The organism is Salarchaeum sp. JOR-1 (genome assembly GCF_007833275.1).
GTDB lineage: Archaea > Halobacteriota > Halobacteria > Halobacteriales > Halobacteriaceae > Salarchaeum.
Genome location: NZ_CP042241.1, coordinates 2049849 through 2074524, shown reverse-complemented (window position 1 = coordinate 2074524; position 24676 = coordinate 2049849). Strand labels below are relative to the sequence as shown.

The following is a 24676-nucleotide window of genomic DNA, read 5'->3' as shown; positions in this document are numbered from 1 at the left end:
CGTCACGGAGCGCGGACGAACCGGCCGCTCCGCTCGTCACCGCGCGCACCGTCGCCGACGACCGCACCGCCTCGGGCATGCCACGGTGGTCTCCCTCATGCCGGCACGCCCGTCAGTCAGTCGTACGGATACCGCGCGTGCTCCCCGCAGTCACACGTCACCACCACGTGCCCGTCCTGCGTGCGAACCCGCGCGTTCCGCCCCGGAATCAGGTAGGAATCGCAGGCGTCGCACGAAAAGCGCTTGAACTGTCGCGGGAGCGAGAGCCGGTGGCGCTCCGCGACGCGCCGCGCCCGCCGGACGTACGTCCGCGCCCGCTCCGCCTCACCCGCTCTCGCGGCCTCCTTCGCGAGCGCGCCGAGGCGTTCGATTCGCTCCGCGGCTATCTTCATCGCCCGATGCTCGGGGGTCGCCGCCGAAAACGGTTCCGGTGGGGTTTTTCGCCCGCCCCCGCGTTCTCGGTGTATGCGCGTCCTCAACTACCTCGAACTGGAAGACCGCCTCCGCGGCGGTATCGTCACCGCGACCCGCCAGCAGCGCGCGGCGCTCGCGGACACCGACGTCGAGGTCGTCACGACGCCCTGGCAGGGCGGCACGCCGTTCGCGGCGGGGAAAGCCCGGCTCACGGGCGCGCCGTTCTTCCGCGAGTACGACGTGGCGCACTGCAACACCATCGGCCCGGGGTCGCTCGCGGTCGCGCGGCACGCGAAGCGCACCGACATCCCGCTGATTCTGCACGCGCACACGACCGCCGAGGACTTCGCGGACTCCTTCCGGTTCTCGACGCAGGCCGCGCCCGCACTCAAGCGCTACCTCAAGTGGTTTTACTCGCAGGCCGACCGCGTGCTCGTCCCGAGTCAGTACACGAAAGACCTCCTCGACTCCTACCCCGTGGACGCGCCCATCCAGACCATCACGAACGGCGTGGACGCCGCGAGTTTGGACGGCTACGAGTCGTTCCGGGAGGAGACTCGGGAGCGCTTCGACCTCGACGGCCTCGTCGTGTTTTCGGTGGGTGAGGTCATCGAGCGCAAGGGCCTCACGACGTTCTGCCGGGTCGCCCAGGAGACCGACTTCGACTTCGCGTGGTTCGGCCCGTACGAGTCCGGGCCGCAGGCGTCGAAGACGACGAAGCGCTGGGTGGAGAACCCGCCCGCGAACGTGACGTTCACGGGCTACATGGACGACAAGCGCGCGGCGTTCGGCGCGGGCGACGTCTACATGTTCCCCGCGAAAGTCGAGAACCAGGGCATCGCCGTGCTGGAGGCGATGGCGTGCGGGAAACCGGTCGTCCTCCGCGACATCGACGTGTTCGACGAGTTCTTCACGGACGGCGAGGACTGCCTGAAGGCGGAGACGGACGCCGAGTTCGCGGACGCGCTCGAACGCCTCCGCGACGACCCCGCCCTCCGCGAACGCCTCGGCGACGGCGCGCGCGACACCGCAGCCGAACACAGCCTCGACGTGGTCGGCGACCGCCTCACCGACGTGTACCGCGAGGTCGCGGGGAAAGGAGACGGCATATAAGGCGGAGGTGAGTACCGCCGCACAATGGTTCCCCGGGTCGCCGCCTTCACGGACACCTACCTGCCGACGGTGAACGGCGTCACGTACACGATTCGGACGTGGCACGAGCGCTGGCGGCAGCGCGGCGGCCGGATGCCCGTCGTCTACCCCGGGTCGGACGACTACGCGCCCGACGACGGCGAACACCCCGTTCGAAGCCTCCCGTTCCCGTTCTACGAGGGGTTCCGGCTCGGGACGCCGACGGTTCCGGACGGCCTCGGCGACGTGGATATCGTGCACGCGCACACGCCGTTCGCGCTCGGCCTCGCGGGCTACCGGCTCGCCCGCCGGAACGACATCCCGTTCGTCGCGCACTACCACACGCCCACGAGCGAGTACGCCGAGTACATCGTCCCCGACGCAGTCACGGGGTTCACGGAGCGCGCGAGCGAGCGCTGGGAGCGCGCCTTTCTCGACCGCGCTGACCTCGTGCTCACGCCGAGCGAGGAGACGAAACGCCACGTCGAGACCGACATCGGCGTCGACACGCCCGTCGACGCGCTCCCGAACGGCATCGACCTCCAGCAGTTCCGGCCCACCGACCCCGCGGACTTCCGGGAGCGATTCGCCCTCCCGGACGGCCCACTGGTGGGGTACACGGGCCGCCACGGCTACGAGAAGCGCCTCCACGACCTCGTGGACGCCGCCGCCGACCTCGACGCCACGCTCGTCTTCGGCGGGGACGGCCCCGCCCGCAGCGACCTCGAGGCCCGCGCCCGCGAGAACGGCGTCGACGCGCGCTTCCTCGGGTTCCTCGACCGCGCCGACCTCCCCGCGTTCTACTCCGCGCTCGACGTGTTCGCGTTCCCGAGTCCCGTCGAGACGCAGGGGTTAGTCGCGCTCGAAGCGAACGCCTGCGGCACGCCCGTGGTCGCCGCGAACGCCGGCGCGCTCGCCGAAACCGTCGTGGACGGCGAGACCGGCTACCACTACCCGCCCGGCGACACCGACGCGTTCACGGAGGCAATCGAGCGCGCGCTCGCGGACCGCGACCGACTCGCGGAGACGTGTCTCGAACACAGAGAGCGCTTCGGCGTCGAGAAAGCGGTCGACCGCCTCGAAGCGGTCTACGAACGGCTCTAGTCTTCGAGCGCGTTCGCGATGCGGTCGAGCTTGTTGTTCGTGCGCTCGACTTCCTTCCGGAGCTGTTCGACTTCTCGCGCGAGCTTCTCGCTCGACTCGCTGCCGCTCTCACCGCGACCGCCCGGGCCCGCGCCGCCGGGGCCGCCGCCCATGCCGCCGGGGCCGCCGCCACCGCCCATCATGCCGCCCATCATCTGCGCGAACGGGTTCCCGCCGCCGCCCATGCCGCCGGGGCCGCCGCCACCGCCCATCATCTCCTCCATCTTCTCGCGGCGGTCTTCTGTGGACTCGTCGCCGCCGTCCTCGCGTTCTTCCGCGCGCTTCTCTCGAATCTCCTCGATTCGCTCGCGGAACGAGGACTCCTCTTCTCCGTCGTCTTCGGGTTCGTCTTCCGGCATACGCGGGAGTTCGACTGCCGGCGGGAAAAGCCCTTTCACGTCGCGGTAGCGGATACTCCGATTGACCGCCTCGATGACCACAGTGGGGCCGCGACGAACTCCGCGACGCCAGACAGCGACCCGGCGGGCGAGCGGAGTTCCACGACGGACTGCGCGCGGACGGAGCGTGGCCGTTCGCGGCGGCCGTGACTGCCGGTTCGAGACCGACCCGACCGTCGAGGGGGTGGTCGTGGAGGCGCAAAACCCCTAATCGAGCGCGTCGAGCGCGGCGCGGTCGGACGCGCCCTCGACGTCCTCGCGGACGACCTCGATTGCGTTCCGCAGGGAGCCGTGTTCCGCGAGGTAGGCGACGCCGACGCTCGACTTCACGACCTCCGCGGCCTTCCCGGTGAGGACTTCGGCCCCGAGCTGCGCGACCGCGCCGTCCCCGACGCTCACCAGCCAGCCCGGGCTCTCGAAGCGCCACTGCTCCAGCCGGGGGTCGAATCCGTCCGTCTCTTCGAGGGACGCGAGGAGGTTGCGGGCGGCGACCTCGGTCGCCCGGACGGCGGCCTGCGCGCTCGCCGGGACGACCGCGCCGTCGGCGTCCACGACCCGGGCGGCGTCCCCGACCGCGAACGTGTTCTCCGCGAGCTCGAGCGTTCCCCGGACGCTCCGGCGTTCGCCGTCGAGCGCGTCGGGCCCGCGGATGCCGCCCGTCCAGACGAACTGGTCGTACGCGAGCGGGGCGCGCTCCGCGAACTCGATCTCGGTGTCGGTCGCGGCCGTGACGGCGGCGTTCGTGTGGACGGTGACGCCGAGGCGGTCGAGTTCGCGGCGGACGGCGCGCCGGAAGTTCTCCGGGAACCCCGCGGTCACGTCCGCGGAGCGGTCGAGGAGCACCACAGACACGTCCTCTTCGACGCCTTCCTCGCGTGCGAGCGCGGCGAACTCGCCCGCGACCTGCACGCCGGAGAGCCCCGCGCCACCGACGACCACGGTGCCGCCGCCGGTCTCCAGCACGCCCTCGAAGTCGCGGCGGGCGCGCGCGGCGTGTTCCAGGCGCTTCATCGGCGTCGCGTGCTCCTCGACGCCGGGGAGGTCGTAGAACGCGGTCTGCGCGCCCAGACACACCGCGGCCGCGTCGTAGGACAGGTCGCCGCCCTCGTCGAGGCTGACGGTCTTCGCGTCGGTGTCGATGCCGCGCACGGTGTCCGTCCGGATTTCGGCGCGCTCCGTGAGGTCGGTGAGCGGGATGGTGATGGCGTCAGTGAGACCGGGGTTCCGGATGACGCGGTGGAGCTCGTGCTGGACGAGGTGGTCGCCCGTGTCGTCCACCAGGAGTAGTTCCGCGTCCGCGGGGAGGCGGTCTTCCAGTTTCCGCGTGAGCAACAGTCCCGCGTATCCTCCGCCGAGCACGACGACTCGCATACGCCTAGATGCCGCGCCGCCACCGAAAAGCCACCGGCCCTAGAACAGCGCTTCGCTCTCGTCCAGCACGCGCGCCGGCCCGCCGACCTCCCAGACGCGCGTGTCGACGCCCGTCGCCGCGATGGCGTCCTCGACCGCGTCGGCGTGTTCCGCGGTGGTGTTCACGTAGACGGTCGCGCCCGTGTCCGTCGAGAACCACGCGGGCGTCCCGTCATCTCGCAACTCGCGCACGGTCTCGAACACTTCGAGGGTGTCGGGCTTCCAGTACACCCAGCCGGCGGGGCCGGTCATCGTGGTCGCGGCGAGCGAGAGCGAGTCGTGCTCTGCGGTCTCGAACACGCGCTCCGTGTCGCCGGCGCGGACGGCGTCCCGCATCTCCGCGAGCTGGTCTTCGACGTGGACGCGGCGCGCGTCGAACATGTGGCTGTCCTCGGCCTCGTCGTGCGCGGCCTGCGTCTCCTTGTACGCCGGGACTTCCGCGATGACGATGCGGACGTCGTCCTCCAGGCTGTCGGCGGCGTCGAGGCGGTGGCTCCGACACTCCGCGTCGCTCAGCCCGCCGCCGAGGTCGGAGTAGCCGCCGGTGACGGCGCGCGCGGCCGACGCGGACCCGCGGCGGGCGATGGTGGACATCTCGGGGTGGCTGAGGTCGAGGCCCGCGGCCTCGCAGGCCGCGACGGCGGCCGCCGCGAACCCCGACGCGGAGGAACCGAGGCCGATGTTCGTCGGGAAGTCGTTCTCGCTCACGAGCCGCGCGCGGGTGTCGATGCCGGCGCGCTCGCGCACCTCGTCGAGCACGCTCTCGATGCGGTCGGCCCCGCTCCCGGTGACGGTGTCGCCGCCGATGACGTACTCGTCCGCGTTTAGGGCGTCGTCGAACGCGACGGTCGTGGTGGTGTTGGCGGGCGCGGTGCAGACGCTGATGCTGTCGTGGTAGGGGTAGCGCGCGTCGTGGTCGCGCATCCCGTGGTACTTCACGAGGCCCTGAATCGGGTGGGCTTTCGCGGTGGCCTTCATACGTCGTAGGCGTCGCGTCGCGGGCATAAACACCCCGGAAGCCCCCGGGCGGCACAAAGGCCTTTGTCGTGGCATCTCGTGGCACGCGTATGGAGAGCGTGAATCCAGCGACGGGAGAGCGAGTCGAGACGTACGACGAACACGACGACGAGGACGTGGCGGACGCGCTCGCCGCCGCCGACGACGCGTTCGAGGAGTGGCGGGAGGTGCCGATTCGGGAGCGCGAGCAACTGCTCGCGAACGCCGCGGACGTCCTCCGAGAGAACAAAGAGCGGTACGCGAAGCTCATCACCCGCGAGATGGGGAAACCGCTCGAGCAGGCGCGCGCGGAGGTCGAGAAGTGCGCGTGGGGCTGTGAGTACTACAGCGAGCACGCGAGCCAGCACCTCGCGGACGAACCGCGCGCGAGCCCCGCCGGCACGGAGGTGTTCACGTCCTACGAGCCGCTGGGAACGGTGCTCGCGGTGATGCCGTGGAACTACCCGTTCTGGCAGGTGTTCCGGTTCGCCGCGCCCTACCTCACCGCGGGCAACACGGGCATTCTGAAGCACGCGTCGAACGTCCCCGGGTGCGCGAAGGCCATCGAAGAGGTGTTCGTCGAGGCCGGCTATCCCGCGGACGTCTTCCAGACCCTCCTCGTCGGGTCGGAGAAAGTGGACGACATCATCGCCGACGACCGCGTGAAGGCCGCGACGCTCACCGGGAGCGGTCCCGCCGGTCGCGCCGTCGCCGAAACCGCCGGCCGCCACCTGAAGAAGACCGTGCTGGAGCTCGGCGGAAGCGACCCCGTGGTGGTGCTGGACGACGCGGACCTCGACGAACACATCGAGACGATGGCGCAGGCGCGCTACCAGAACACCGGCCAGTCCTGCATCGCGGGCAAGCGCTTCATCGTTCACTCGGACGTGTACGACGAGTTCCTCGACGCCTTCCTCGACGAGGTGGACGGCTACTCGGTCGGCGACCCCGCAGACGACGACACGGACGTGGGGTCGATGGCGAGCGAGGGCCTGCTGGAGGAACTCCACGAGCAGGTCGCGGAGTCCGTGGATGCGGGCGCGACCGTCGAACGCGGCGGCGAACCCATGGAGCGGGAGGGCGCGTTCTACCCGCCGACCGTGCTCACGGACGTGCCGAACGGCTGTCCGGCGGACGAACAGGAGTTGTTCGGGCCGGTCGCGTCCGTCTTCGAGGTCGCGGACGAAGAAGAAGCCGTGGAGAAGGCGAACGACACCGACTTCGGCCTCGGCGCGAGCGTCTGGACGGAAGACCGCGACCGCGGGGAGCGCGTCGCCCGCCAGATCGAGGCCGGCTGTACGTACGTGAATCAACTCGTGAAATCCGACCCCCGCGTCCCGTTCGGCGGCATCGGCATCTCCGGATACGGCCGCGAACTCGCGAGCGACGGCATCCGCGAGTTCGTGAACCGGAAGACGGTCTGGATTGAGTAGGTCTAAGCGCCCGGCGTTCCCTCCCTCGGTATGGGCGAACGTCTCGATTCTCGGAGCGCACAAGTCGAGGAGGTCATCGACCGACTCAGCGACGAGTACCCGGAACCCGAAATCTCCCTGAACTTTTCGAACCGGCTCGAACTCCTCATCGCCGTCGTGCTGTCCGCGCAGTGCACGGACGAGCGCGTGAACACGGTCACCGCCGAGTTGTTCGAGACGTACGATTCCGCGGAGGACTACGCGAACGTGGACGAGGAGGAACTCGCGGAGGACATCAACTCAATCACGTACTACAACTCGAAGGCGGGCTACATTACGAACGCCTGCGCGAAAATCGTCGACGAGCACGACGGCGAAGTGCCGGACTCGATGTCCGAACTCACCGACCTCCCCGGCGTCGGCCGGAAGACCGCGAACGTCGTGCTCCAGCACGGCCACGACATCACGGAGGGGATCGTGGTGGACACGCACGTCCAGCGCATCAGCCGCCGCCTCGCCATCACCGAGGAGGAACGCCCCGAGCAAATCGAGGACGACCTGATGGACGTAGTCCCCCGGGAACACTGGAAGAACTACACGCACTGGCTCATCGCGCACGGCCGCGACACCTGCACCGCCCGCAACCCCGACTGCGCGGACTGCCTCCTCGAAGACATCTGTCCGTCCTCGAAACTCGACAACAGCGTGGATCTCGCCAGCGGCGAGGCGTGGTGAGAAAACCGCGACCCGCTTACAGTCGGTCGTCGTCCTGCGCGGACCGTTTTCTGCGGCGGGCACGGCGGCCCGCCGCGAAAACCCTCCACGAAAAAAACCGCGACCCGCTTACAGTCGGTAGTCGTGTTCGCCGTCCTCGCTGTCGAGGAACGCGGTGACGAGGTCGATGGTGGCGTCGATGTCGTCGCCGTCGGCGGCTTCGACGGGCGTGTGGAGGTAGCGGGTGGGGATGGACACCGCGCCGACGGGTTTCGCGCCGTGCGTGTTCTGGAAACCGGCGGTGTCCGTGCCGCCCGCGGGGAGGACTTCGAGCTGGTGGTCGATGTCCTCGGTTTCGGCGACGGTGCGGAGGCGCTTGTGGACGTTCGGGTTCGTGATGACGCTGCCGTCCTTGAGCTTTATCGCGGTGCCCTCGCCGAGCGTGGTGACGTAGTCGGCCTCGTCGCTCACCTGCGGCACGTCGTTCGCGACGGTCACGTCGAGCGCGAGCGCGAGGTCGGGGTCGAGGTCGACGCCGAGCGCGGTCGCGCCACGCAGGCCGACTTCCTCCTGGACGGTCGCGGCGAAGTGCACCGTCACGGCGGGGTCGATCTGCTTCGCGGCTTCGATCATCGCGAACAGGCAGACGCGGTCGTCGAGGCTCTTCCCCGTGACGTTCTCCCCGACGTACTCGGTGCGCTGGTCGAGCGTCACCTGGTCGCCGACGGAGACGAGGTCGGCGGCGTCCTCGCCGTCCAGGCCGAGGTCGACGTACACGTCGTGCACCTCCTCGTTCGTCCCCTGCTCGTCCTCGTCCTGGGTGTGCGGCGCGAGCGACCCGATGATGCCGGGGACGTCCTTCTCGTCGGTGTGGACGGTGACGCGCTGCGCGCGCAGGATGCGGGCGTCCCAGCCGCCGAGCGCGTCCAACTGGAGGAAGCCGTCGTCGGTGACGTGACGCACCATGAACCCGATCTCGTCCATGTGCGCCGCGACCGCGACCTCGTAGTCGGGGTTCTCCGAGCCCTCGACGGTCGCGACGACGTTCCCCATTGAGTCGGTGCGCAGTTCGTCGGCGTGGTCGTCGAGTTCGCGGCGGACGATGGTTCGGATGCGGTCTTCATAGCCGGGGACGCCCCGGGCTTCCGTGAGTTCCTTCAGCAGGTCGAAATCGAACGACATACCCAAGATTCGGCCGACCGACCGTATAAAACGATTCGTTCCGGAGTATACGTCCCGTTCTATGGCGCTGGTGACTGCTGCCGGGACGGCCGCCCGTCCCGGTGTCAGCGGCGGGACGCAACTCGGCCACGGACGCCGCGTCGCGCGAAAAACTCCAGTTCCCCTGCGAACCGTTCCACAATCCTTAACGTCGAACCACGCACAGGTGTGCCCATGAGTGACGAACTCGAAGCCGAACTCCGTGCGGAACTCAAGGACGCGTTCGAGAACGCCGACTACCCCGTGAAGAACCAGATGGGGCTCGTGCCCGCGCTCCCGAACGGCCCCGCGACGAAGTTCGAGGCCGGCGACGGCGAGGTCTCCTTCACCGCCATGGAACTCGCGTCCAAACTCAGCGGGAACGCCGACTTCCCCTACGACGACGTCGACAGCCTCGTCGACGACATCATCGAGGGCCTCAAGGACGACGGCACGCTGTAACCGCCGAAACCTAGTTTCTTATACAGGTAGCACGAAGCGCGAGTGTGCGCCGAACAGCCCTCGCCATCGCGCTTGCCCTCCTCGTCGCGCTCGCCGGCTGCGGCGACCAGCCACCCGGCGAGACGGCCGTCGAGACGACCGGAGCGACCACGGGCGCGCCGCCCGCTCCGACGACCGCTCCGAACCCGACCGCGGAGCGGGTCGCGCCCGGCGTCACCACGGAGGGCGTGCGGGACGCGTTCGCGCTCGCGGACGCCCACCGCGCCGCGCTCTCGAACACAACGTTCACGGTCGCGGAGACGACGACCGTCCGGTACGTGAACGGCACGCTCGCGATGCGTGCCGACTCGTGGATGCGCGTGAACGCGACCGCGCCCCGCGTCCACACGTCCACCGACGTTCGCGGCCCGCTCGCGTTCGCGCTCAACAGCCGTCCCGGCCACAGTGAGTACTGGGGGAACGAGACCGCCGCCCTGGTTCGGTGGAACACGACTCGCGGTATCGAGTCCGGAGAAGGGTTCACGTCGGCGGCGGCCCGCGTCCAGTACGCGACGCGCTGGACGAACCTCGTGAGCCTGCTCGTCCGGTCGGAAACCGCGGTGCTGGCGAACGACTCCGGTAACGGCGCGCGCGTGGTTTCAGATTCCCTCGGAGAATATGTGGACGCCGGCGGCCGGTACGCGAACGCGACGAACGCCACCGTCGCCCTCCGCGTGACGCCCGGCGGGTTCGTGCCGTCCTACACGGTCACCTACCACACCGTGGTCGCGGGCGAGTCGGTCGTCGTCACTCGGTCGGTCGCGTTCACGAACGTCGGTGACACGACCGTCGAACGGCCCTCCTGGGTCGGTGACGCCGCGGCCTGACCCGGTACTCGAAAACCACCCCGTATTTTTCGTGCGTTCGCGTCGAACAGTCAGGCATGGAAGTGCGAGTCGACCGCCTCGGCGTCCTCGGCGTCTTGGGCGTGCTCGGCGTGGTGACGAACGAACCGGCGCTGTTCGGCCTGTTCGGATTGTTCGCGTTCTTCGCGAGCGACCGCACGATACCGGTCGGCGAGTAGGCCGTACCGGCAACCCGCTCGGTCTCCCGTAACCGTTAGGTGCGTCCTGCGTGGACTCTCCGGTATGACCGACTGGATCGGCGACACCTTCACGTCTGACGCTGGCTGGAACCACCTCGAACGACTCGTTGACGTGGGCGACCGGATGGCCGGAAGCGACGGCGAGCGGGAGGCCGCGGAGGCGACCCGGGACGCGCTCGCGGAGTACACAGAGGACGCGTGGCTCGACGAGTTCGAGATCCAGGGCTGGGAGCGGGGGCGTTCGCGCATCGAGGCGGGCGACACCGCCCAGGACTGCATCGCGCTCCCGCGGTCGCCCGCCGGCGAGGTGGGGGGCGAGTTCGTGGATCTCGGGTACGGCCTCCCCGCGGACTTCGAAGAGCACGATATCGAGGGGAAGGTGGTGATGGTCGCGTCGAACGTCCCCGACCACTTCGACCGCTTCATCCACCGCCGCGAGAAGTACTACTACGCCGTCGAGGGCGGCGCGGCCGCGTTCGTCTTCCGGAACCACGTCGAGGGCTGTCTGCCGCCGACGGGGAGCGTCGGGAACGCGGACGCCCCTATCGGCGACATCCCCGCAGTCGGCGTGTCGAAGGAGGTCGGGGCCCGGCTCTCCCGGCGCTTCGCTGGCGACGACGTGTCCGTCTCCGTGGACGCGGAGACGCCGGACGCGACGAGTCAGAACGTGCACGCGACGCTCGGCCCCGACACGACCGAGGAACTCCTCGTCACGAGCCACGTGGACGCCCACGACATCGCGGAGGGCGCGATGGATAACGGCGCGGGCACGGCGATGGTCGTGGAGCTCGCGCGCACGCTCGCCGAGCGCGAGGACGAACTCGACACGACGGTTCACTTCGTGGCGTTCGGCGCGGAGGAGGTCGGTCTCGTCGGCTCCGAGTACGACGCCGAGAAGCGCGACCACGACACGATTCGGGCGGTGCTGAACTTCGACGGCGTCGTGCGCGGCCGCACGCTCTCCTTCACGACGCACGGGTTCGACGCGCTCGCGGACGCCGCCGAGCGGGTGGGTGAGCGGTTCGACCATCCGGTGACGACGACGCCCGAACTCGGCCCGCACTCCGACCACTGGCCGTACACGCAGTGGGGCGTCCCCGGCTACCACGTGATGAGCGAGACGGGCGACGAGGGCCGCGGGTGGGGGCACACGTTCGCGGACACCCTCGATAAGCTCGACGCCCGGGACTTCCGCGAGCAGGCCATCCTCCTCACCGACCTCGCCGTCGACCTCGCGAGCGACGAGTTCGCGGTCGCGCACGCCAGCCCCGCGGACATCGCGAGCCAGCTGGAGGACGAGGACAAGGCGAAGGGGATGAAGATCACCGGCGACTGGCCCTACGACGGGTAGCCGATGCCGGGACTCTCGGACGTGGAGACGGTGGGCGTGCTCGGCGAGCGCGCCGACGACCTCGCGGCGTTCGTCGCTGAGCACGACCGCGACGCCGTGACGGGCGACGCGAGCGCTGTAACGGACGCGGATCTCGTGGTCGTGGACGGCGAGTCAGCGCTCTACGACCTCGTGCGCGCCGACGCTGACGCGCCCGTTCTCGCGCTCGGGGACGTGCCGGGCGTCCCGTCCGCCCGCTGGAACCGGCGCGCGAACGCGATGACGCACGCGTTCGTCGGGAGCGCGGGCGTCCACCCGGCGCCGCTCCTGTCCGTTCGCGCGGACGGCGAGACGTACCGGGCGCTCGCGGACGCGATGGTCGTCACGGCCGAACCCGCGCGCATCTCCGAGTACGGCGTCCACGCGGCGAACGAGACCGTCGATACGGTGCGCGCGGACGGCGTCACGGTCGCTACGGCCGCCGGCAGCAGGGGGTACGGGAGCGCCGCTGACGGCCCCGTCGTCGCGCCCGGCGTGGACGCCGTCTCCGTCGTCCCCGTCGCGCCGTTCCGCGTCGACCAGTCGAACTGGGTGCTCCCGCTCCCGACCGACCTCACCGTCGAGCGCGAGACCGCCGACGTGGTGTTGCTCGTGGACGACCGCGAGGTCGCCACGCTCGACCACGACACGACCGTCCGCATCGACCACGGCGGCACGCTCCCCGTCGTCACCACGCCCGAGACGACCGGGTTCTTCGACTCCTGACAGCTCCGCCGTCAGTCGGTCGACACCCGGAGGTCTACGTCCCGGCGCTCCCCTTCGAGGTCGGCGACGATGCGCTCGACGACGCGTTCGCCCTCCTCGACGACGTGGGTCGCCGCTTTCCCCACCACCCAGTCGAGGCTGACGAACGCCGGGAGCGACACCGCGTTGTCCGCCGACGCCGGGTCGTACTCGACTTCGAGCGTCACCCGCGACCCCGCGCCCGACTCGGTCTCCACGGGGTCGATTCGCCAGCGCCCGCTCGCGTCGAGGTCTCTCGTCACCGCCCACTCGATGCGGTGTGGCGGCTCCACGTCCGTCACCGCTGAGTGGACGGTGTAGGTGAGTTTCCACCACGAGAAGTGGAGGCGGTACCGCGTGCCGGGGCCGCCGTCGCCGGACTGGTCGACGCCTGTGAGGTGCTTCGAGTACGCGGCGTATCCGGGGAAGTCCAGGAGGAACTCGTACGCCTCGCTCGGCGGGATGCGGACGACGGTGCTGACCGAGAGCCTGTTCACGCCCCGACCTGGGTTCGCCCGGGGCTTAGTTCGCTCGCCGGAACCGGGACGCTTCTCAATCCCCGCCGCCTTCCCCCCGCTATGTCCGAGACACCCACCGTTGGCATTGTCGGCGGCGGCGTCGCCGGCCTCACTGCGGCGACCTTCACCGCGCGCGCCGGCCTCGAAACGACCGTGTTCGACGCGGGCGAATCCATCTTCGCGCGGAACGCGCACGTCGAGAACCTCCCCGGGTTCCCCGCGGGCGTCAACCCCCGAACCTTCCTCGACCTGACGCGCGAGCAGGCGACCGAAGCGGGCGCGAGCGTCGTGGACGCCGAAGTGATGGGCGTGGACGCGGCCGCCGCCGGCTTCGAGGTCACCGCCGACGAGACCTACGAGTTCGACTTCGTCGTCGTCTCCTCGTGGTCGGACGCGTCGTTCCTCGACGGCCTCGGCCTCGACTTCATCGAGCAGGGGACGAAGACGTACCTCGACACGAACGGCCAGGGCCGCACCGGCGTTCCCGGGCTCTACGCGGCGGGCCGGGTCGCGGGCCGCTACCATCAGGCGGTCGTCTCCGCGGGGAGCGGCGCGGAGGCCGCGCTCAGCCTCCTCGAGGACTCGGACGTGCCGTTCTACCACGACTGGGTCGCGCCCGAGGGATACTTCACCGGTCGCGGTCGCGAGGTTCCGCCGGGCTGTGAGGAGATCGACGAGGCGGAGCGCGAGCGCCGCGAGCGCGCGTCGATGGAGCGGATGCGGGAGGCGTTCAGCGAGCGCCACCCGGACACGCCGACCATGCATCCGTCTGTCGAGGACTGACTTCGTCGAACGATACCACGACACATTATTTCTACGGCTATTATTGGATAACAAAACTCAAAAGGACGGAACCAATATCCTCGCTTGCTCCTCGGTGGAGCGGTGGTCGGCACGACGGCGTTGGAAGTGGTTGGATGACAGACGCTGTCAGCGGCCGACCACCACTCGACTCATTGAAATAGCGCTACATAAAAATATGCTCCGGATGGTATATTTGCGAGCTACGCGTGGTCGACGACGCGCACCGCGTACGTCGCGTCCAGCGCCGCAGTCCCGCGCCGCACGAACCAGACCTTCGTCGTCTCCGCGCCCGCAATGGTCGTGTCCACCGCGACGCGCGCTCGGAGCGTGCCGTCGTAGCGGTCGAACCCCGTGAGACACGCCGCGCGCGGCCGCGCCCGGTTCCGCACGAACACCACCGCGAGCGCGCGCTCCGCGAAGTCCGTCTCCGCGACGAACGACGCCGCGTACTCCGGGAGTGCGTCGTGCCAGTCGGGGAGCGACCGGTGCACGTCTATCCCCCGCGCGCCGTCCCCGACGAACCGGGGCGCGTCCGCGAACGTCACCTCCCGCACCTCGCCGCCGACTGATGCGTTCGCACAGGCGTCCGGGAACGACTGACTCGTCCGCGAGCGGAGCGTCGGCGTTGCGGAGCGCGCGCTACACCCAGTGAGCGCCGCGAGCGCGACCGCCGACGCGAACGCCCGCCGTCTCATACCTCAGGCCTGTCACGAACCCAATTATATGTTGGGGTGGCGGTAGCTTCTCCAAACTACTTTGGCGGTGCTCGCCCTCCACTCGGACGAATGCTGGAGGGAGTGAACGTCGCGCTCGGCGTCTCCGGGAGCATCGCGGCGGTGAAGGTAGTCGAGCTGGCGCACGAACTCCGCCGCCGCGGCGCGTCCGTCCGCGCCGTGATGACGGAGAGCGCGCAGTCCATCGTCCACCCGTGGGCGGTCGAGTTCGCCACCGACAACGACGTCGTCACCGATATCACGGGCGGCGTCGAGCACGTCGAACTCTGCGGTCGCGACGGCTGGGCGGACGTGTTCCTCGTCGCGCCCGCCACCGCGAACACCGTCGGGAAGGTAGCGAGCGCCGTTGACGACACGCCCGTGACCACGTGTGCGACCACCGCGCTCGGCGCGGACGTCCCCGTGGTCGTCGCGCCCGCGATGCACGAACCGATGTACGACCACCCCGGCGTGCTCGACGCCATCGACCGCGTGCAGTCCTGGGGCGTCTCCTTCGTCGACCCGCGCGTCGAGGAGGGGAAGGCGAAAATCGCGACCGAGGACGCCATCTGCCTCGATGTCGCGCGCGCCGCGGGCGACCGACCGCTCGACGGCAAACGCGTCGTCGTCACGTCGGGCGCGACGAGCGAACGCATCGACCCCGTGCGCGTGCTCACGAACCGCGCGTCCGGCAAGACCGGTCGCGCAGTCGCCCGCGCGTGCTACGTCCGCGGGGCCGACGTGACCCTCGTGCACGACGGCGACGACGCCCCCTACGCGACCGTCGAACGCGTCGAGTCCGCCGCGGAGATGCTGGACGCGACGCTCGACGCCTGCCGGGACGCCGACGCCCTCGTCTCCGCCGCCGCCATCAGCGACTACACCGTCGATCCCAGTCCCGAGAAGATTCGGAGCGGCCAGGAACTCACGCTCGACCTCGAACCCACGCCGAAACTCATCGACGAACTCCGAGAGACCCACCCCGACCTCGCCATCGTCGGGTTCAAGGCCGAGACCTCGGGCGAGGACGACGCGATGCTCGAACAGGCCCGCAAGACCCTGGAGCGCGCCCGCCTCTCCTTCGTCGTGGCGAACGACGCGAGCGTCATGGGCGGCGAGGACACCCGCGCGCTCCTCGTGGACGCCGACGAACACACCGAGTTCACGGGGACGAAGGACGCGCTCGGACTCAGAGTCGCGGACGAACTCGCGCGCGTTCTCGACCGGCAGAACGACTAACAACCCGGCTTCGCTAGCGTCGGTCGTGCCCTCCCTCGACAGTGTGCGGACGCGCTGGAGCGAACTGACCTCGTTCGACTCGACGGGCGTTGCGGTCGGTGTGGCCGTGCTCACTGGCGCGCTCACGTTCGTGGTCGCGCTCGGCGCGCTCTCCGTTCTCGAACGCGTCGTCTCCTACTCGTCGCTCCTCGGCGTCGCGACGACGATAGTTTCGTTCGTCTGTTCGTACGCGGCCGTCTGTTACGCCGCGACCCGCGTCATGGAAAACCGGCGTGGTTAGTCGTCGTCCTCGGGCCAGTCGGCGTTCCCGAAGAACTCGACGCCCATCTTCTGCGCGGAGCGCGAGATCATGTGCGCGCCGGTCGGCGTGGTGAGGAAGAGGAAGGCGATGCCGACGAGCGACGTGAGCCCCGCGCCCGAGGGGCCGAAGTAGACGAAGCCCGCGAGGAAGATTGACGCCGCGCCGAGCGTGGTCGCCTTCGACGTCGCGTGCATCCGGTTGTACACGTCGGGCAGGCGGAGCAGTCCGAGCGTGCCGATGGTGAGGAAGGCGCTTCCGACGACGAGCAGCGCGGCGACGACGGCGGCGGTGAGCGTGTTCATTGGATGATGTCCCCCTCGATGACGTACTTCGCGACGGTGACGGTGCTGACGAACCCGACGATGGCCAGGACGAGGCCGATCAGGACGAACAGGCCGCGGCCGGTCGCGAGCGCGAACAGGACGCCGATTGCGACGACGTTCGTTCCGATGGTGTCCAGCGCGACGACGCGGTCCGGGACGGTCGGCCCCTGAATCACGCGATAGCTGCAGGCGAGCGTGAGGAGCGCGGCGACGACCAGCGACGCCTGAATCGCGTCGTCGAGGAACGCGGGGACGGCGGCCTCACTCGCCACCGGACTCACCCCCGTTCTCCGCGTCCCGCTCGGGGACGGGGTCGCCGGGTTTCAGTTCCTCGTCGAAGATGACGAGCGCGTAGTCCTCCCACGTCCGGATGGGGTCGAGGACGTCGTCGTCCGTCGTGGCGGCCATTGCGTGTACGTAGAGCGCGTTCTGGTCGTCGTCGTAGTCCATAGTGAGCGTGCCGGGTGTGAGCGTGATGCTGTTCGCGATGGTCGTGATGGCGATGTCGCGTTCGACCCGCAGCGGCACCGTCACGACGCGCGGTTCGATCGGGAGGCGGGGGTCGACGACGCGGCGCGCCACGTCGAAGTTCGCGGTGAGGAGTTCCCAGAGGAACACGGCGATGTAGAGAACGGCGTAGGGGACGGTGCGCGCGAGCCGGACGAGGTTGACGCGGCCGGTGAAGAACTCGCGGAACACGTACGCGGTCGGGAGGCCGAGCGCGAGGCCGATGAGGAACTCCTGGGCGAGGTTCCGGGCCGTGAACTGGACGCCCCTGACGAACAGCCAGAGGACGGCGAGCGCGACGCCGGTCGCCTGCCAGCGCTTCACGGTGAGGTTCACGCCGCATCACCCCCGCGTTCGAGGACGGACGTGATGTACGCGGCGCGGTCGAGCGCGGCGTCCGCGCCGGCGCGCGCGAACTCCAGAATCGGGTTGAAGCCGACGCCGGCGGCGACGACGCCGACGGCGAGCGCGACGACGCAGGCGACCTGCACGGGGTCGGCGTCCCAGCCGTCGACCGCGGCGGACGGTTCGCCCCAGAACCCGCGGTTCCACGCGCCGGAGACGTAGGCGACGGTGAGTATCGCGCCCACCAGCGCCGCCGCGAGGCCGACGACCACGTCGGTCTGTGCGAGCGCGTCGAACACGAGGAACTTCCCGAAGAATCCGACGAGCGGCGGGATGCCGACGAGGCCCAGGCCGCCGACGAGGAACGAACCTGCGACGACGGGCGACCGCCGCGCGAGGCCGCCGAGGTCGCCGAGCCGCCTCGTCCCCGCGGCGTCTTCGACGACGCCGGAGAGGAGGAAGAGGAGGCTCTTCGCGAGCGCGTGGGTGAGCGAGTAGACGAGCGCGGCGGTGATGCCGACGGCGGCGAACTCGGGGCGGAGCGCGGCCGCGGCGAGTGCGGCGAGGATGAAGCCGACCTGGCCGATGCTGGAATACGCGAGCAGGCGGTCGAGGTCGCGCTGCCCGACAGCCGCCAGTCCGCCGAACAGCATGCTCAGGACGGCGATAGCCAGCAGGACGACGCCGAAGAAGCCCAGGACGGTGTCGCCGGGAAGGGCGAGGTCGGGGAGCGGCGCGGCGGCGAACACGGTGAAGTAGAGGCGGGTGACGGCGTAGACGCCGACCTTCTTCACGACGCCCGCGAGGACGGCGGAGACGGGCGCGGGCGCGGCGGCGTACGCGTCCGGCACCCACCAGTGGAAGGGCACCGCGCCGGCCTTCAGCATGAACACCGCGAACAGGAGCGCGGTGAGGCCCAGGACGGGCGTGACGTGGACGCCGTACTGCTGGGCGTTCGCGAGGCGGTGCGCCACGTCAGCCATGTTGAGCGTGCCCGTCGCGGCGTACAGGCCGCCGATGGCGAGCAGCATGACGGCGCTCCCGACGAGGTTGAGCACGACGTACCGGAGCGTCGCGGTCGTCTGCTCCGGCCCCGAGTAGAAGACCACGAGGACGTAACTGGAGAGCAACATTACCTCGAACCAGACGAAGAGGTTGAAGACGTCCCCGGTGAGGAAGGAGCCGGTGACGCCGACTACCATCAGGTGGAAGAGCGGGTGGAAGGACACCTGCTGGCCGAACGCGGAGATGTGGCGGGTCGCGTACACGAGTGCGGGAAGGGTGACGACGGCCGCGATGGCGAGCATGAACGCTGACAGCGAGTCGGCGACGAGCACGATGCCGTACGGCGCGACCCAGTCTCCGAGGTGGTAGACCGCGGGGCCGCCCGAGGGGTACACCGACGCGACGAGCCACGCGACGGCGGCGACGTACCCGACGCCGCCGAGCACGCTGAGCGCGCGCTGAGCGCGGCCGAACCGCCGAGTGAGGAGCGTGAGGATGGCTGTGCAGAGTGCGACGAGCAACGGCGCGATGACGAACTGATTCATAGTTCCTCCAGGTCGATGGTGCCGTGTTCTTCGTAGACGCGGTACGTCAGCGCGAGCGCGAACGCCGTCGTCCCGAACCCGATGACGATGGCCGTGAGGACGAGCGCCTGCACGAGCGGGTCCGTGGTTCCGGTGAACGGCGGGCCGTGGTGGCTGAGGACGGGGACGGAGCCCGCGATGTCGCCCATCGTGATGAGGTAGGCGTTCGCGGCCTGACTGATGATGGTGACGCCCCAGACGACCCGCACCACGTCCCGGCGCAGGACGAGGTAGGTGCCGAACGCGAACAGCGCGCCGAGCACGACGGCGAGCGTCGCCTCCGTCATTCTTCACCCACCACCGAGAGGATCGTGAGGAGGCTGCCGACCACGACGCAGTAGACGCCGAAGTCGAACACCACCGCCGACGCGAGTTCCATGTGGTCGTAGAGCGGGAAGGACGCGTACGTGTAGCCGTACGACATGAACGGCATGCCGAGCGCGACGAAGACGAGGCCGCTGCCGGTGGCGATGGCGAGGCCGACGGCGAACAGCCGGCGGTAGTCGGAGACCAGTCCGTGCTGGATGTGTTCGACGCTCCCGCCGATGGAGCGCTGGAAGACGGTTTCCTCGAGGAAGTCGAGGCCGTACGCGATGTAGACGAGCGCGAGGCCGGTGGCGGTGAGGACGCCCGCGATGAACCCGCCGCCGGGGAGGTTGTGGCCCTGCAGGAACAGCGCGAACGACGTGACGAACACGATGGGGACGGCGAGGCGCGTGACCGTGCGGAGGATTATCGTGCTCATTCCGCCTCACCTCCGCGTTCCCGCATCGCGATGAGCGTCACCACGGAGAGCGCGGCGATTGCGACGACGCCGATCTCGCCGAGCGTGTCGAACGCGCGGAGGTCGACGAGGATGACGTTCACGACGTTCGTCCCGCCGCCCTCCTCCACCGCGAGTTCGACGAGGTGACTGGTGTCGATGCCCGAAACGGGATTCAGGCTCGCGGACGGGTCACCGCCCGCGGTGGCGAGCAGGACGGTCACCGTGACCGTCGCGCCCACGAGCACGGAGAGGCCGGCGTCCCGAACCTTCCGGGAGCGCCGGGTCTCGCCGTAGTAGGAGGGGAGTCGGTCGAGCACGAGCAGGAAGATGACGAGCACGAGCGTCTCGACGACGAGCTGGGTGAGCGCGAGGTCGGGCGCGCTCGCGAGGATGTAGAAGATGGCGAGCATGAACCCGAGGATGGAGAGCGTGAGCACGCCCGTCGTGTGCGAGGGCGCGACGGTCACCGCGGCCGCGGCGACGACGGCGGTGACGAGAACGAGGAGGAGCGGAATCGACAGCGAGTACGAGAGCGGGGGCAGGGACGCGCCGACGGCCGCGTATCCGGCGAGCGCGAGGCCCGCGGTGGCGGTGAGCGTCCAGGCCGCGTACGTGCGGAGTTGGCCGGTCTGGACGACGCGCGCGGTACCGCGTGAGACGCCGTCGAGGCCGCCGACGGCCGCGTCGTACCACCAGTCCGCCTGAATCGGCGGGACGGTTCGGAAGAGCGCGTGGAGCGCGTCGTGGATGCGGCCGTAGGCCGGGTAGGCCGCGAGGCCGAGCGCGATGGTCGCGGCGCTCATGACGAGCGCGGGGCTGACGTAGGTCGGGACGTAGTAGGAGAACTCGTGGCCGCCGTGCCCGGCGGCGGTGGTGCTGTTCACGACGCGGGCGACGAACTCGGTGATTGGAGCGAAGCCGGCGTGGAAGGACGCGAGCAGGCCGTTGAGTCCGATGGTGCCCGCGACGGCGGCGAGCAGGACGGGCGGCGCGAGCATCGTCAGTGGCGGCCGGTGGACGTGCCCGAGGCCGCTCGGTTTCTCCCCGAAGAACAGCATGAGAAAGCGCACCGAGTAGAGGAACGTGAACACGCTCCCGAGCACGGCGACGGCGGGGACGACCCACGCGAGGCCGCCCGCGTGCGCGGCGAACTCGTACGTCGTCTCGAAGAGGAACTCCTTCGAGTAGAATCCGTTGAACGGCGGGACGCCCGCCATCCCGAGCGCGGCGACGACCGTGACGGCGGCCGTGATGGGGAGGTCGCGTCTGAGGCCGCCGAGTTCGCTGATCGTTCTGGTACCGGCTTCGTGCGCGACGATGCCGGCGACGAGGAAGAGCGGCGCTTTGAACATCGCGTGGTTCAGGATGTGGAACGCGCCCGTCTCCGCGCCGAGAACCGACGCGAACCCGAACCCAGCGACGATGAGGCCGAGGTGGCTCGCGGTGGAGTACGCGAGCAGTTGCTTGATGTCGGTCGCGGCGATAGCCAACACGGCGGCGACGGTCATCGTAGTGAGGCCGAGCGCCGCGAAGAGGAGTGTCCACTCGTCCGTGACGAGAACGGGGCGGAGGCGGCCGACGAGGTAGACGCCGGCTTTCACCATCGTCGCAGAGTGGAGGAACGCGGACACGGGCGTCGGGGCCTCCATCGCGTCCGGGAGCCAGATGTGGAGCGGAACCTGTGCGGACTTCGCCGCCGCGCCGACCCCCACGAGAACGACGACGGGTAAGAGGACGCCCTGCGAGCGCAGGGCCTCCCGGACGAGTTCGGGCCGGTCGAGCATCGTCGCGATGCTGAACGTCCCGGTGGCGTTCGCGAGCAGGACGAATCCCACGAGCATGAACAGGCCGCCGCCGACGGTGACGAACATGGATTTTCGGGCGGCGTACAGCGCCGAGTCCTGACTCGAGTAGTGGCCGATGAGGACGAAGGAGGCGATGCTGGTGAGCTCCCAGAACACGAAGAGCGCGACGAGGTCCGCGGCGAGCGCGACCCCGAGCATCGACCCCATGAACGCGAGCAGGGTCGCGTAGTACTTCGCGAGGCCGGGTTCGCCGTGCATGTAGCCCGCGGAGTACGTGAACACGAGCACGCCCACGCCGGACGCGAGAAAGGCGACGAGCAGGGAGAGCCCGTCAACGTAGAGGCTGAGCGAGACGTCGAGCGCGGGAATCCACGCGACGGAGACGACACCCTCCGTTCCGTACTGGGACGCGGCGAGCCCGAAACAGGCGAGCGCCACGGCCGCCGCGAAGTACGCCGTGCGTTCGCCCAGTGCCCGATGGACGAGCGGCGTGAGTGCGGCGGCGACGAACGGCAGTGCGAGGAGCGCGAGCACTACCGGTAGGTCGGGAGTTGGTTGCACGGCAGTACGATGGGGTACTCGTAACTTAATCGTTCGCTCTTGGCGATTCGTCATTGGCGATTCGTCAGTTTTTACTCTCGGGGCACGTAGCGTCAACATGGATAGGCTCAAGCAGTCCCTCCTCGACGCGCCGATAATCGAGAAAGACGGCTATCAGTACTTCGTCCACCCGATCAGTGACGGTGTTCCCGTTCTCGAACCCGGCCTCCTCCGTGAGATCGTCATCAAGATCATCCGGAAAGCCGAAATCGAGGGCGTCGACAAGATCGTCACTCCGGCGGCGATGGGCATTCACATCTCCACCGCGGTCTCGCTGATGACGGACATCCCGCTGGTCGTCATCCGCAAGCGCTCGTACGGCCTCGAAGACGAGGTCTCCCTGACCCAGCAGACGGGCTACTCGGAGTCCGAGATGTACATCAACGACGTGCACGCGGGCGACCGCGTACTCGTGCTCGACGACGTGCTCTCCACCGGCGGGACGCTGCGCGCCATCACGGACGCCCTCGACCACATCGGCGCGGACGTCAGCGACGTGGTCGCGGTCATCAAGAAGGAGGGGCCGAACGAGCTCGACGAGTCCGACATCGACGTGAAGACGCTCATCAACGTGGACGTGGTGGACGGCGAGGTCGTCATCACCGACGAAGGCGGCGACTACTGACGGCGACTCAGCGCTTCGCTAGCGTATTTTCGTGATGGTTTAGGATTTTAGCAAACTTCTTTCAGGGTCTTAGAATTCGTAGCGAAGCTCGGCGTTTGCCAACGCACCTCTTGTCATCGAAGAATATTTATGCACATGTTTGTTTTTCCATATCATGCCATCCGGCAACAACAGTGATGAACCCCAAACGGTTCTCCTCCCGAACCGGCGTAACGTCCTAAAGACCCTCGGTGTCGGCGGGGCGGCGGCGCTCGCTGGCTGTTCGAACGGCGGCGACAGCACGACGCAATCGACGACCACGAGTAACACGGACGGCACGACGACGCAGGCGGAGCGCACCGTCGGCGGCGACTACATCTCCGGCCGCGCGAGCGACGCGAAGTCCCTGTACTTCATCGGCGTCAACGACGGCGAGACCGCAGACCGCATCGGTCTGACGATGGACAGCCTCTACGGCATCACGCCCGACCAGGAAATCTTCCCGCTCTGGGGCGACGTGTCCACGGAGGACAACCGCGTGTACGAAGTCCAGCTCAAGGACAACCTCCAGTGGAGCGATCCCTACGGGCAGGTGACCGCGGAGGACTTCGTCTACCTCATCAAGAACGTCTACCAGGCCGACGACAACTGGGCGGGCTACGCCAACCCCGGCGACTGGACGTACACCGACTCGAACGGGAACACGAAGGACATTCCCGTCGAGAAGACCGGGAAGCTGACGTTCGAAGTCCGGCTGAACGAGGTCGACCCCGCGTTCAAGTTCAAGCCAGTTCTCTGGGGGCTCTGGACGCTCCCGAAGGATCTCGCCAAGAAGTACGTGCCAGACAAGGACGTCGAAGGGTTCAAGAAGGACTCCGAGATTCAGAGTCTCTCCTACACGGGGAACCTCGGGGCGTACACGCTCGAAAGCTGGGACCGCGAAGCGGAGTTCACGGCCGTTCGGAACGACAGCTACTACATGCGGGACGCCCCGAACGCGCCCGACCGCTTCAGCGAAGCGCCCTACTTCAACAGCTACACGTACAAGGTCATCCCCGAGGAGAGCACGCGTCTCGCCGCGCTCAAAACCGGCGAAATCACGGCCACGGGGATTCCGTCCTCGAAAGCGCCCCAGTACGAGGACTCACAGAGCATCAACCTCGTCACCGCTCCCCAGTCCTACCTCACGGGCCTCGTCTACAACATGCGCTCGAACGGCTGGGCGCCCTTCCGGAACACGAAGGTGCGTCAGGCGTTCGGGATGGCGGTGAACAAGAAGGCCATCGCGCAGAACATCGAGAACGGGTACGCGAACCCCGCGTACACGTTCCAGCCCGAGTACTCCCAGTGGTTCAGTGACGACGGCGTCACGAAGTACGGGACGGGCGACCTCTACGGCATCGACAAGGCGAAGCAGCGCCTCCAGGAAGGACTCTCCGAGCGGAGCGACTTCCACTACGAGGACGGCGAAGTCGTCAACAACAACGGCGAGCAGAAGACGCTCAAGTTCGTCTACGTCACCGGTAACGGCACGACGAAGACGATGGCGCAGTACATCGGCCAGCAGCTCAACCAGGTCGGGTTCGGAACCAGACTCGTCGGCGTGAAGTTCAACACGCTCCTCAACAAGTACGTCGCGAACTCATACATCGGCGAGGGCGAACCGCCGTGGTCGGGCGGTCCGTACAACGCGGGCCCGCGCGAACAGACCGCGAGCGAGGAGTCCTGGGACATGAACATCGGTATCGTGTTCAACACGTACCCGCTCACGCCGACGTCCACGCGGGCATTCTGGCTGAAGAAGGCCTCCACGAACTACTACGGCTACTATCCCGACGCGCCGCTCAAGCAGTGGTACGACGCGGCGTCGAGCGCGACGGACGACGCGACGCGCCAGGAGAACCTCTCGAAGATCTTCGCAGCGCTCAGCGAGGAGCAGCCGGAGAACTTCCTCGTGATGGGGACGTCCACGTCGGGCTACCAGGACGAAGTCGTCGGACCGGACAGCGGGACGTGGAACTACGGCTACGACTCGCAGAGCTGGTACTTCGCGCAGAAGTAACGCCCCTCCACTGCTCTCCACAT

Annotated in this window: 28 protein-coding genes; 14 read left to right on the top strand and 14 right to left on the bottom strand. The window is 68.7% G+C overall.

The features are described 5' to 3' along the window. Positions 1-116: 116 nt before the first annotated feature. Entirely contained in the window at positions 117-392 is a 276-nt protein-coding gene (locus tag FQU85_RS11760; RefSeq protein WP_145848130.1) for a ribonuclease P protein component 4, read from the bottom strand. 73 nt (positions 393-465) lie between these two features. Here FQU85_RS11760 and FQU85_RS11755 point away from each other — a divergent pair, with 73 nt between their 5' ends. Together FQU85_RS11755 and FQU85_RS11750 are read left to right on the top strand one after the other, a co-directional pair. Beyond that, positions 466-1527, top strand: a complete 1062-nt coding sequence (locus FQU85_RS11755) for a glycosyltransferase family 4 protein (protein ID WP_145848128.1) — start codon at positions 466-468, stop codon at positions 1525-1527. 24 nt (positions 1528-1551) lie between these two features. Further along, positions 1552-2649 (top strand): glycosyltransferase, encoded by a 1098-nt coding sequence (locus FQU85_RS11750; RefSeq protein WP_145848125.1) that lies wholly within the window; start codon positions 1552-1554, stop codon positions 2647-2649. Here the strand turns inward: FQU85_RS11750 and FQU85_RS11745 are convergent. The 3 genes from FQU85_RS11745 to mvaD all read right to left on the bottom strand — a co-directional run bounded on the left by FQU85_RS11745 (position 2646) and on the right by mvaD (position 5474). After that, the gene (locus FQU85_RS11745; protein WP_145848123.1) at positions 2646-3047 is read right to left on the bottom strand and encodes a hypothetical protein; all 402 of its coding nucleotides are present in this window, start codon (positions 3045-3047) and stop codon (positions 2646-2648) included. The genes FQU85_RS11750 and FQU85_RS11745 overlap by 4 nt on opposite strands. A gap of 246 nt (positions 3048-3293) precedes the next feature. Continuing rightward, a complete protein-coding gene (locus tag FQU85_RS11740) occupies positions 3294-4457 on the bottom strand; it encodes an NAD(P)/FAD-dependent oxidoreductase (RefSeq protein ID WP_145848121.1) in 1164 nt (387 codons plus the stop codon). Positions 4458-4496: 39 nt separating this feature from the next. Further along, positions 4497-5474, bottom strand: coding sequence for a phosphomevalonate decarboxylase MvaD (mvaD, locus tag FQU85_RS11735; RefSeq protein WP_145848119.1), 978 nt, complete (start codon positions 5472-5474; stop codon positions 4497-4499). Positions 5475-5542: 68 nt separating this feature from the next. On the opposite strand from mvaD, the gene FQU85_RS11730 reads away from it, so the two are divergent. Beyond that, the gene (locus FQU85_RS11730; RefSeq protein WP_255473791.1) at positions 5543-6925 is read left to right on the top strand and encodes an NAD-dependent succinate-semialdehyde dehydrogenase; all 1383 of its coding nucleotides are present in this window, start codon (positions 5543-5545) and stop codon (positions 6923-6925) included. Between the two features lie 30 nt (positions 6926-6955). Beyond that, the gene (gene nth / locus FQU85_RS11725; RefSeq protein ID WP_145848115.1) at positions 6956-7639 is read left to right on the top strand and encodes an endonuclease III; all 684 of its coding nucleotides are present in this window, start codon (positions 6956-6958) and stop codon (positions 7637-7639) included. A gap of 108 nt (positions 7640-7747) precedes the next feature. On the opposite strand, the gene FQU85_RS11720 is transcribed toward nth, so the two are convergent. Then, entirely contained in the window at positions 7748-8800 is a 1053-nt protein-coding gene (locus FQU85_RS11720) for a M42 family metallopeptidase (protein ID WP_145848113.1), read from the bottom strand. Positions 8801-9013: 213 nt separating this feature from the next. On the opposite strand from FQU85_RS11720, the gene FQU85_RS11715 reads away from it, so the two are divergent. From FQU85_RS11715 to FQU85_RS11700, 5 genes are all read left to right on the top strand, one after another. Continuing rightward, on the top strand, positions 9014-9280 hold the full coding sequence (locus tag FQU85_RS11715) for an MTH865 family protein (protein ID WP_145848110.1): 267 nt from the start codon (positions 9014-9016) through the stop codon (positions 9278-9280). 44 nt (positions 9281-9324) lie between these two features. Next, positions 9325-10146: a hypothetical protein gene (locus tag FQU85_RS11710; RefSeq protein WP_145848108.1), complete on the top strand. Its 822-nt coding sequence runs from the start codon at positions 9325-9327 to the stop codon at positions 10144-10146. A 56-nt stretch (positions 10147-10202) separates the two neighbouring features. Beyond that, positions 10203-10343: a hypothetical protein gene (locus FQU85_RS13420; protein WP_168219987.1), complete on the top strand. Its 141-nt coding sequence runs from the start codon at positions 10203-10205 to the stop codon at positions 10341-10343. Between the two features lie 64 nt (positions 10344-10407). Then, a complete protein-coding gene (locus FQU85_RS11705; protein WP_145848106.1) occupies positions 10408-11715 on the top strand; it encodes a M28 family peptidase in 1308 nt (435 codons plus the stop codon). 3 nt (positions 11716-11718) lie between these two features. Further along, on the top strand, positions 11719-12459 hold the full coding sequence (locus FQU85_RS11700) for an NAD(+)/NADH kinase (RefSeq protein ID WP_145848104.1): 741 nt from the start codon (positions 11719-11721) through the stop codon (positions 12457-12459). A gap of 11 nt (positions 12460-12470) precedes the next feature. Here the strand turns inward: FQU85_RS11700 and FQU85_RS11695 are convergent, their stop codons facing one another. After that, the gene (locus FQU85_RS11695; RefSeq protein WP_145848103.1) at positions 12471-12974 is read right to left on the bottom strand and encodes an SRPBCC family protein; all 504 of its coding nucleotides are present in this window, start codon (positions 12972-12974) and stop codon (positions 12471-12473) included. 81 nt (positions 12975-13055) lie between these two features. On the opposite strand from FQU85_RS11695, the gene FQU85_RS11690 reads away from it, so the two are divergent. Continuing rightward, positions 13056-13778: an FAD-dependent oxidoreductase gene (locus FQU85_RS11690; RefSeq protein WP_145848100.1), complete on the top strand. Its 723-nt coding sequence runs from the start codon at positions 13056-13058 to the stop codon at positions 13776-13778. Positions 13779-13999: 221 nt separating this feature from the next. Here FQU85_RS11690 and FQU85_RS11685 read toward each other — a convergent pair whose 3' ends face one another. Further along, positions 14000-14494: a hypothetical protein gene (locus FQU85_RS11685; RefSeq protein ID WP_145848098.1), complete on the bottom strand. Its 495-nt coding sequence runs from the start codon at positions 14492-14494 to the stop codon at positions 14000-14002. 90 nt (positions 14495-14584) lie between these two features. On the opposite strand from FQU85_RS11685, the gene coaBC reads away from it, so the two are divergent. Continuing rightward, complete coding sequence (gene coaBC, locus FQU85_RS11680) at positions 14585-15751, top strand: bifunctional phosphopantothenoylcysteine decarboxylase/phosphopantothenate--cysteine ligase CoaBC (RefSeq protein ID WP_145848096.1); 1167 nt, start codon at positions 14585-14587, stop codon at positions 15749-15751. 25 nt (positions 15752-15776) lie between these two features. After that, positions 15777-16031: a hypothetical protein gene (locus FQU85_RS11675; RefSeq protein ID WP_145848094.1), complete on the top strand. Its 255-nt coding sequence runs from the start codon at positions 15777-15779 to the stop codon at positions 16029-16031. Here the strand turns inward: FQU85_RS11675 and mnhG are convergent. The 7 genes from mnhG to mbhE are packed head-to-tail and all read right to left on the bottom strand — an operon-like array spanning position 16028 to position 21948. Beyond that, a complete protein-coding gene (mnhG, locus tag FQU85_RS11670; RefSeq protein WP_145848092.1) occupies positions 16028-16354 on the bottom strand; it encodes a monovalent cation/H(+) antiporter subunit G in 327 nt (108 codons plus the stop codon). The two genes, FQU85_RS11675 and mnhG, sit on opposite strands and share 4 nt — an antisense overlap. Beyond that, positions 16351-16647 carry a monovalent cation/H+ antiporter complex subunit F gene (locus tag FQU85_RS11665; protein ID WP_145848090.1) on the bottom strand — a complete coding sequence of 99 codons (297 nt, stop codon included), beginning with the start codon at positions 16645-16647 and terminating at the stop codon, positions 16351-16353. Before FQU85_RS11665 ends, mnhG begins: the two co-directional genes overlap by 4 nt. Next, complete coding sequence (locus tag FQU85_RS11660) at positions 16637-17206, bottom strand: Na+/H+ antiporter subunit E (protein WP_145848832.1); 570 nt, start codon at positions 17204-17206, stop codon at positions 16637-16639. The genes FQU85_RS11665 and FQU85_RS11660 overlap by 11 nt, the downstream gene beginning before the upstream one ends. Before the next feature lie 8 nt (positions 17207-17214). After that, a complete protein-coding gene (locus tag FQU85_RS11655) occupies positions 17215-18777 on the bottom strand; it encodes a complex I subunit 5 family protein (protein WP_145848088.1) in 1563 nt (520 codons plus the stop codon). Then, positions 18774-19103: a sodium:proton antiporter gene (locus FQU85_RS11650; RefSeq protein WP_145848086.1), complete on the bottom strand. Its 330-nt coding sequence runs from the start codon at positions 19101-19103 to the stop codon at positions 18774-18776. Before FQU85_RS11650 ends, FQU85_RS11655 begins: the two co-directional genes overlap by 4 nt. After that, the gene (locus FQU85_RS11645) at positions 19100-19561 is read right to left on the bottom strand and encodes an MnhB domain-containing protein (protein WP_145848083.1); all 462 of its coding nucleotides are present in this window, start codon (positions 19559-19561) and stop codon (positions 19100-19102) included. Before FQU85_RS11645 ends, FQU85_RS11650 begins: the two co-directional genes overlap by 4 nt. Continuing rightward, complete coding sequence (gene mbhE, locus FQU85_RS11640; RefSeq protein ID WP_240792431.1) at positions 19558-21948, bottom strand: hydrogen gas-evolving membrane-bound hydrogenase subunit E; 2391 nt, start codon at positions 21946-21948, stop codon at positions 19558-19560. The genes FQU85_RS11645 and mbhE overlap by 4 nt, the downstream gene beginning before the upstream one ends. A gap of 97 nt (positions 21949-22045) precedes the next feature. Between mbhE and hpt the strand changes: the two genes are divergently transcribed. Both hpt and FQU85_RS11630 read left to right on the top strand, forming a co-directional pair. Beyond that, positions 22046-22612 carry a hypoxanthine/guanine phosphoribosyltransferase gene (hpt, locus tag FQU85_RS11635; protein WP_145848078.1) on the top strand — a complete coding sequence of 189 codons (567 nt, stop codon included), beginning with the start codon at positions 22046-22048 and terminating at the stop codon, positions 22610-22612. 154 nt (positions 22613-22766) lie between these two features. Continuing rightward, positions 22767-24653 carry an ABC transporter substrate-binding protein gene (locus FQU85_RS11630; protein ID WP_145848076.1) on the top strand — a complete coding sequence of 629 codons (1887 nt, stop codon included), beginning with the start codon at positions 22767-22769 and terminating at the stop codon, positions 24651-24653. Positions 24654-24676 lie beyond the last annotated feature (23 nt).

Excerpts from the sequence above, each read along its gene's own strand:
- FQU85_RS11650 (WP_145848086.1), bottom strand. The coding sequence starts at position 19,103 with ATGACGGAGGCGACGCTCGCCGTCGTGCTCGGCGCGCTGTTCGCGTTC.
- FQU85_RS11745 (WP_145848123.1), bottom strand. The coding sequence starts at position 3,047 with ATGCCGGAAGACGAACCCGAAGACGACGGAGAAGAGGAGTCCTCGTTC.
- nth (WP_145848115.1), top strand. The coding sequence starts at position 6,956 with ATGGGCGAACGTCTCGATTCTCGGAGCGCACAAGTCGAGGAGGTCATC.
- FQU85_RS11690 (WP_145848100.1), top strand. The coding sequence starts at position 13,056 with ATGTCCGAGACACCCACCGTTGGCATTGTCGGCGGCGGCGTCGCCGGC.
- FQU85_RS11750 (WP_145848125.1), top strand. The coding sequence starts at position 1,552 with ATGGTTCCCCGGGTCGCCGCCTTCACGGACACCTACCTGCCGACGGTG.
- mnhG (WP_145848092.1), bottom strand. The coding sequence starts at position 16,354 with ATGAACACGCTCACCGCCGCCGTCGTCGCCGCGCTGCTCGTCGTCGGA.
- FQU85_RS11760 (WP_145848130.1), bottom strand. The coding sequence starts at position 392 with ATGAAGATAGCCGCGGAGCGAATCGAACGCCTCGGCGCGCTCGCGAAG.
- hpt (WP_145848078.1), top strand. The coding sequence starts at position 22,046 with ATGGATAGGCTCAAGCAGTCCCTCCTCGACGCGCCGATAATCGAGAAA.
- FQU85_RS13420 (WP_168219987.1), top strand. The coding sequence starts at position 10,203 with ATGGAAGTGCGAGTCGACCGCCTCGGCGTCCTCGGCGTCTTGGGCGTG.
- FQU85_RS11720 (WP_145848113.1), bottom strand. The coding sequence starts at position 8,800 with ATGTCGTTCGATTTCGACCTGCTGAAGGAACTCACGGAAGCCCGGGGC.
- FQU85_RS11705 (WP_145848106.1), top strand. The coding sequence starts at position 10,408 with ATGACCGACTGGATCGGCGACACCTTCACGTCTGACGCTGGCTGGAAC.
- FQU85_RS11740 (WP_145848121.1), bottom strand. The coding sequence starts at position 4,457 with ATGCGAGTCGTCGTGCTCGGCGGAGGATACGCGGGACTGTTGCTCACG.
- FQU85_RS11700 (WP_145848104.1), top strand. The coding sequence starts at position 11,719 with ATGCCGGGACTCTCGGACGTGGAGACGGTGGGCGTGCTCGGCGAGCGC.
- mvaD (WP_145848119.1), bottom strand. The coding sequence starts at position 5,474 with ATGAAGGCCACCGCGAAAGCCCACCCGATTCAGGGCCTCGTGAAGTAC.
- FQU85_RS11655 (WP_145848088.1), bottom strand. The coding sequence starts at position 18,777 with ATGAATCAGTTCGTCATCGCGCCGTTGCTCGTCGCACTCTGCACAGCC.
- FQU85_RS11755 (WP_145848128.1), top strand. The coding sequence starts at position 466 with ATGCGCGTCCTCAACTACCTCGAACTGGAAGACCGCCTCCGCGGCGGT.
- FQU85_RS11630 (WP_145848076.1), top strand. The coding sequence starts at position 22,767 with ATGCCATCCGGCAACAACAGTGATGAACCCCAAACGGTTCTCCTCCCG.
- FQU85_RS11685 (WP_145848098.1), bottom strand. The coding sequence starts at position 14,494 with ATGAGACGGCGGGCGTTCGCGTCGGCGGTCGCGCTCGCGGCGCTCACT.
- coaBC (WP_145848096.1), top strand. The coding sequence starts at position 14,585 with ATGCTGGAGGGAGTGAACGTCGCGCTCGGCGTCTCCGGGAGCATCGCG.
- FQU85_RS11715 (WP_145848110.1), top strand. The coding sequence starts at position 9,014 with ATGAGTGACGAACTCGAAGCCGAACTCCGTGCGGAACTCAAGGACGCG.
- FQU85_RS11645 (WP_145848083.1), bottom strand. The coding sequence starts at position 19,561 with ATGAGCACGATAATCCTCCGCACGGTCACGCGCCTCGCCGTCCCCATC.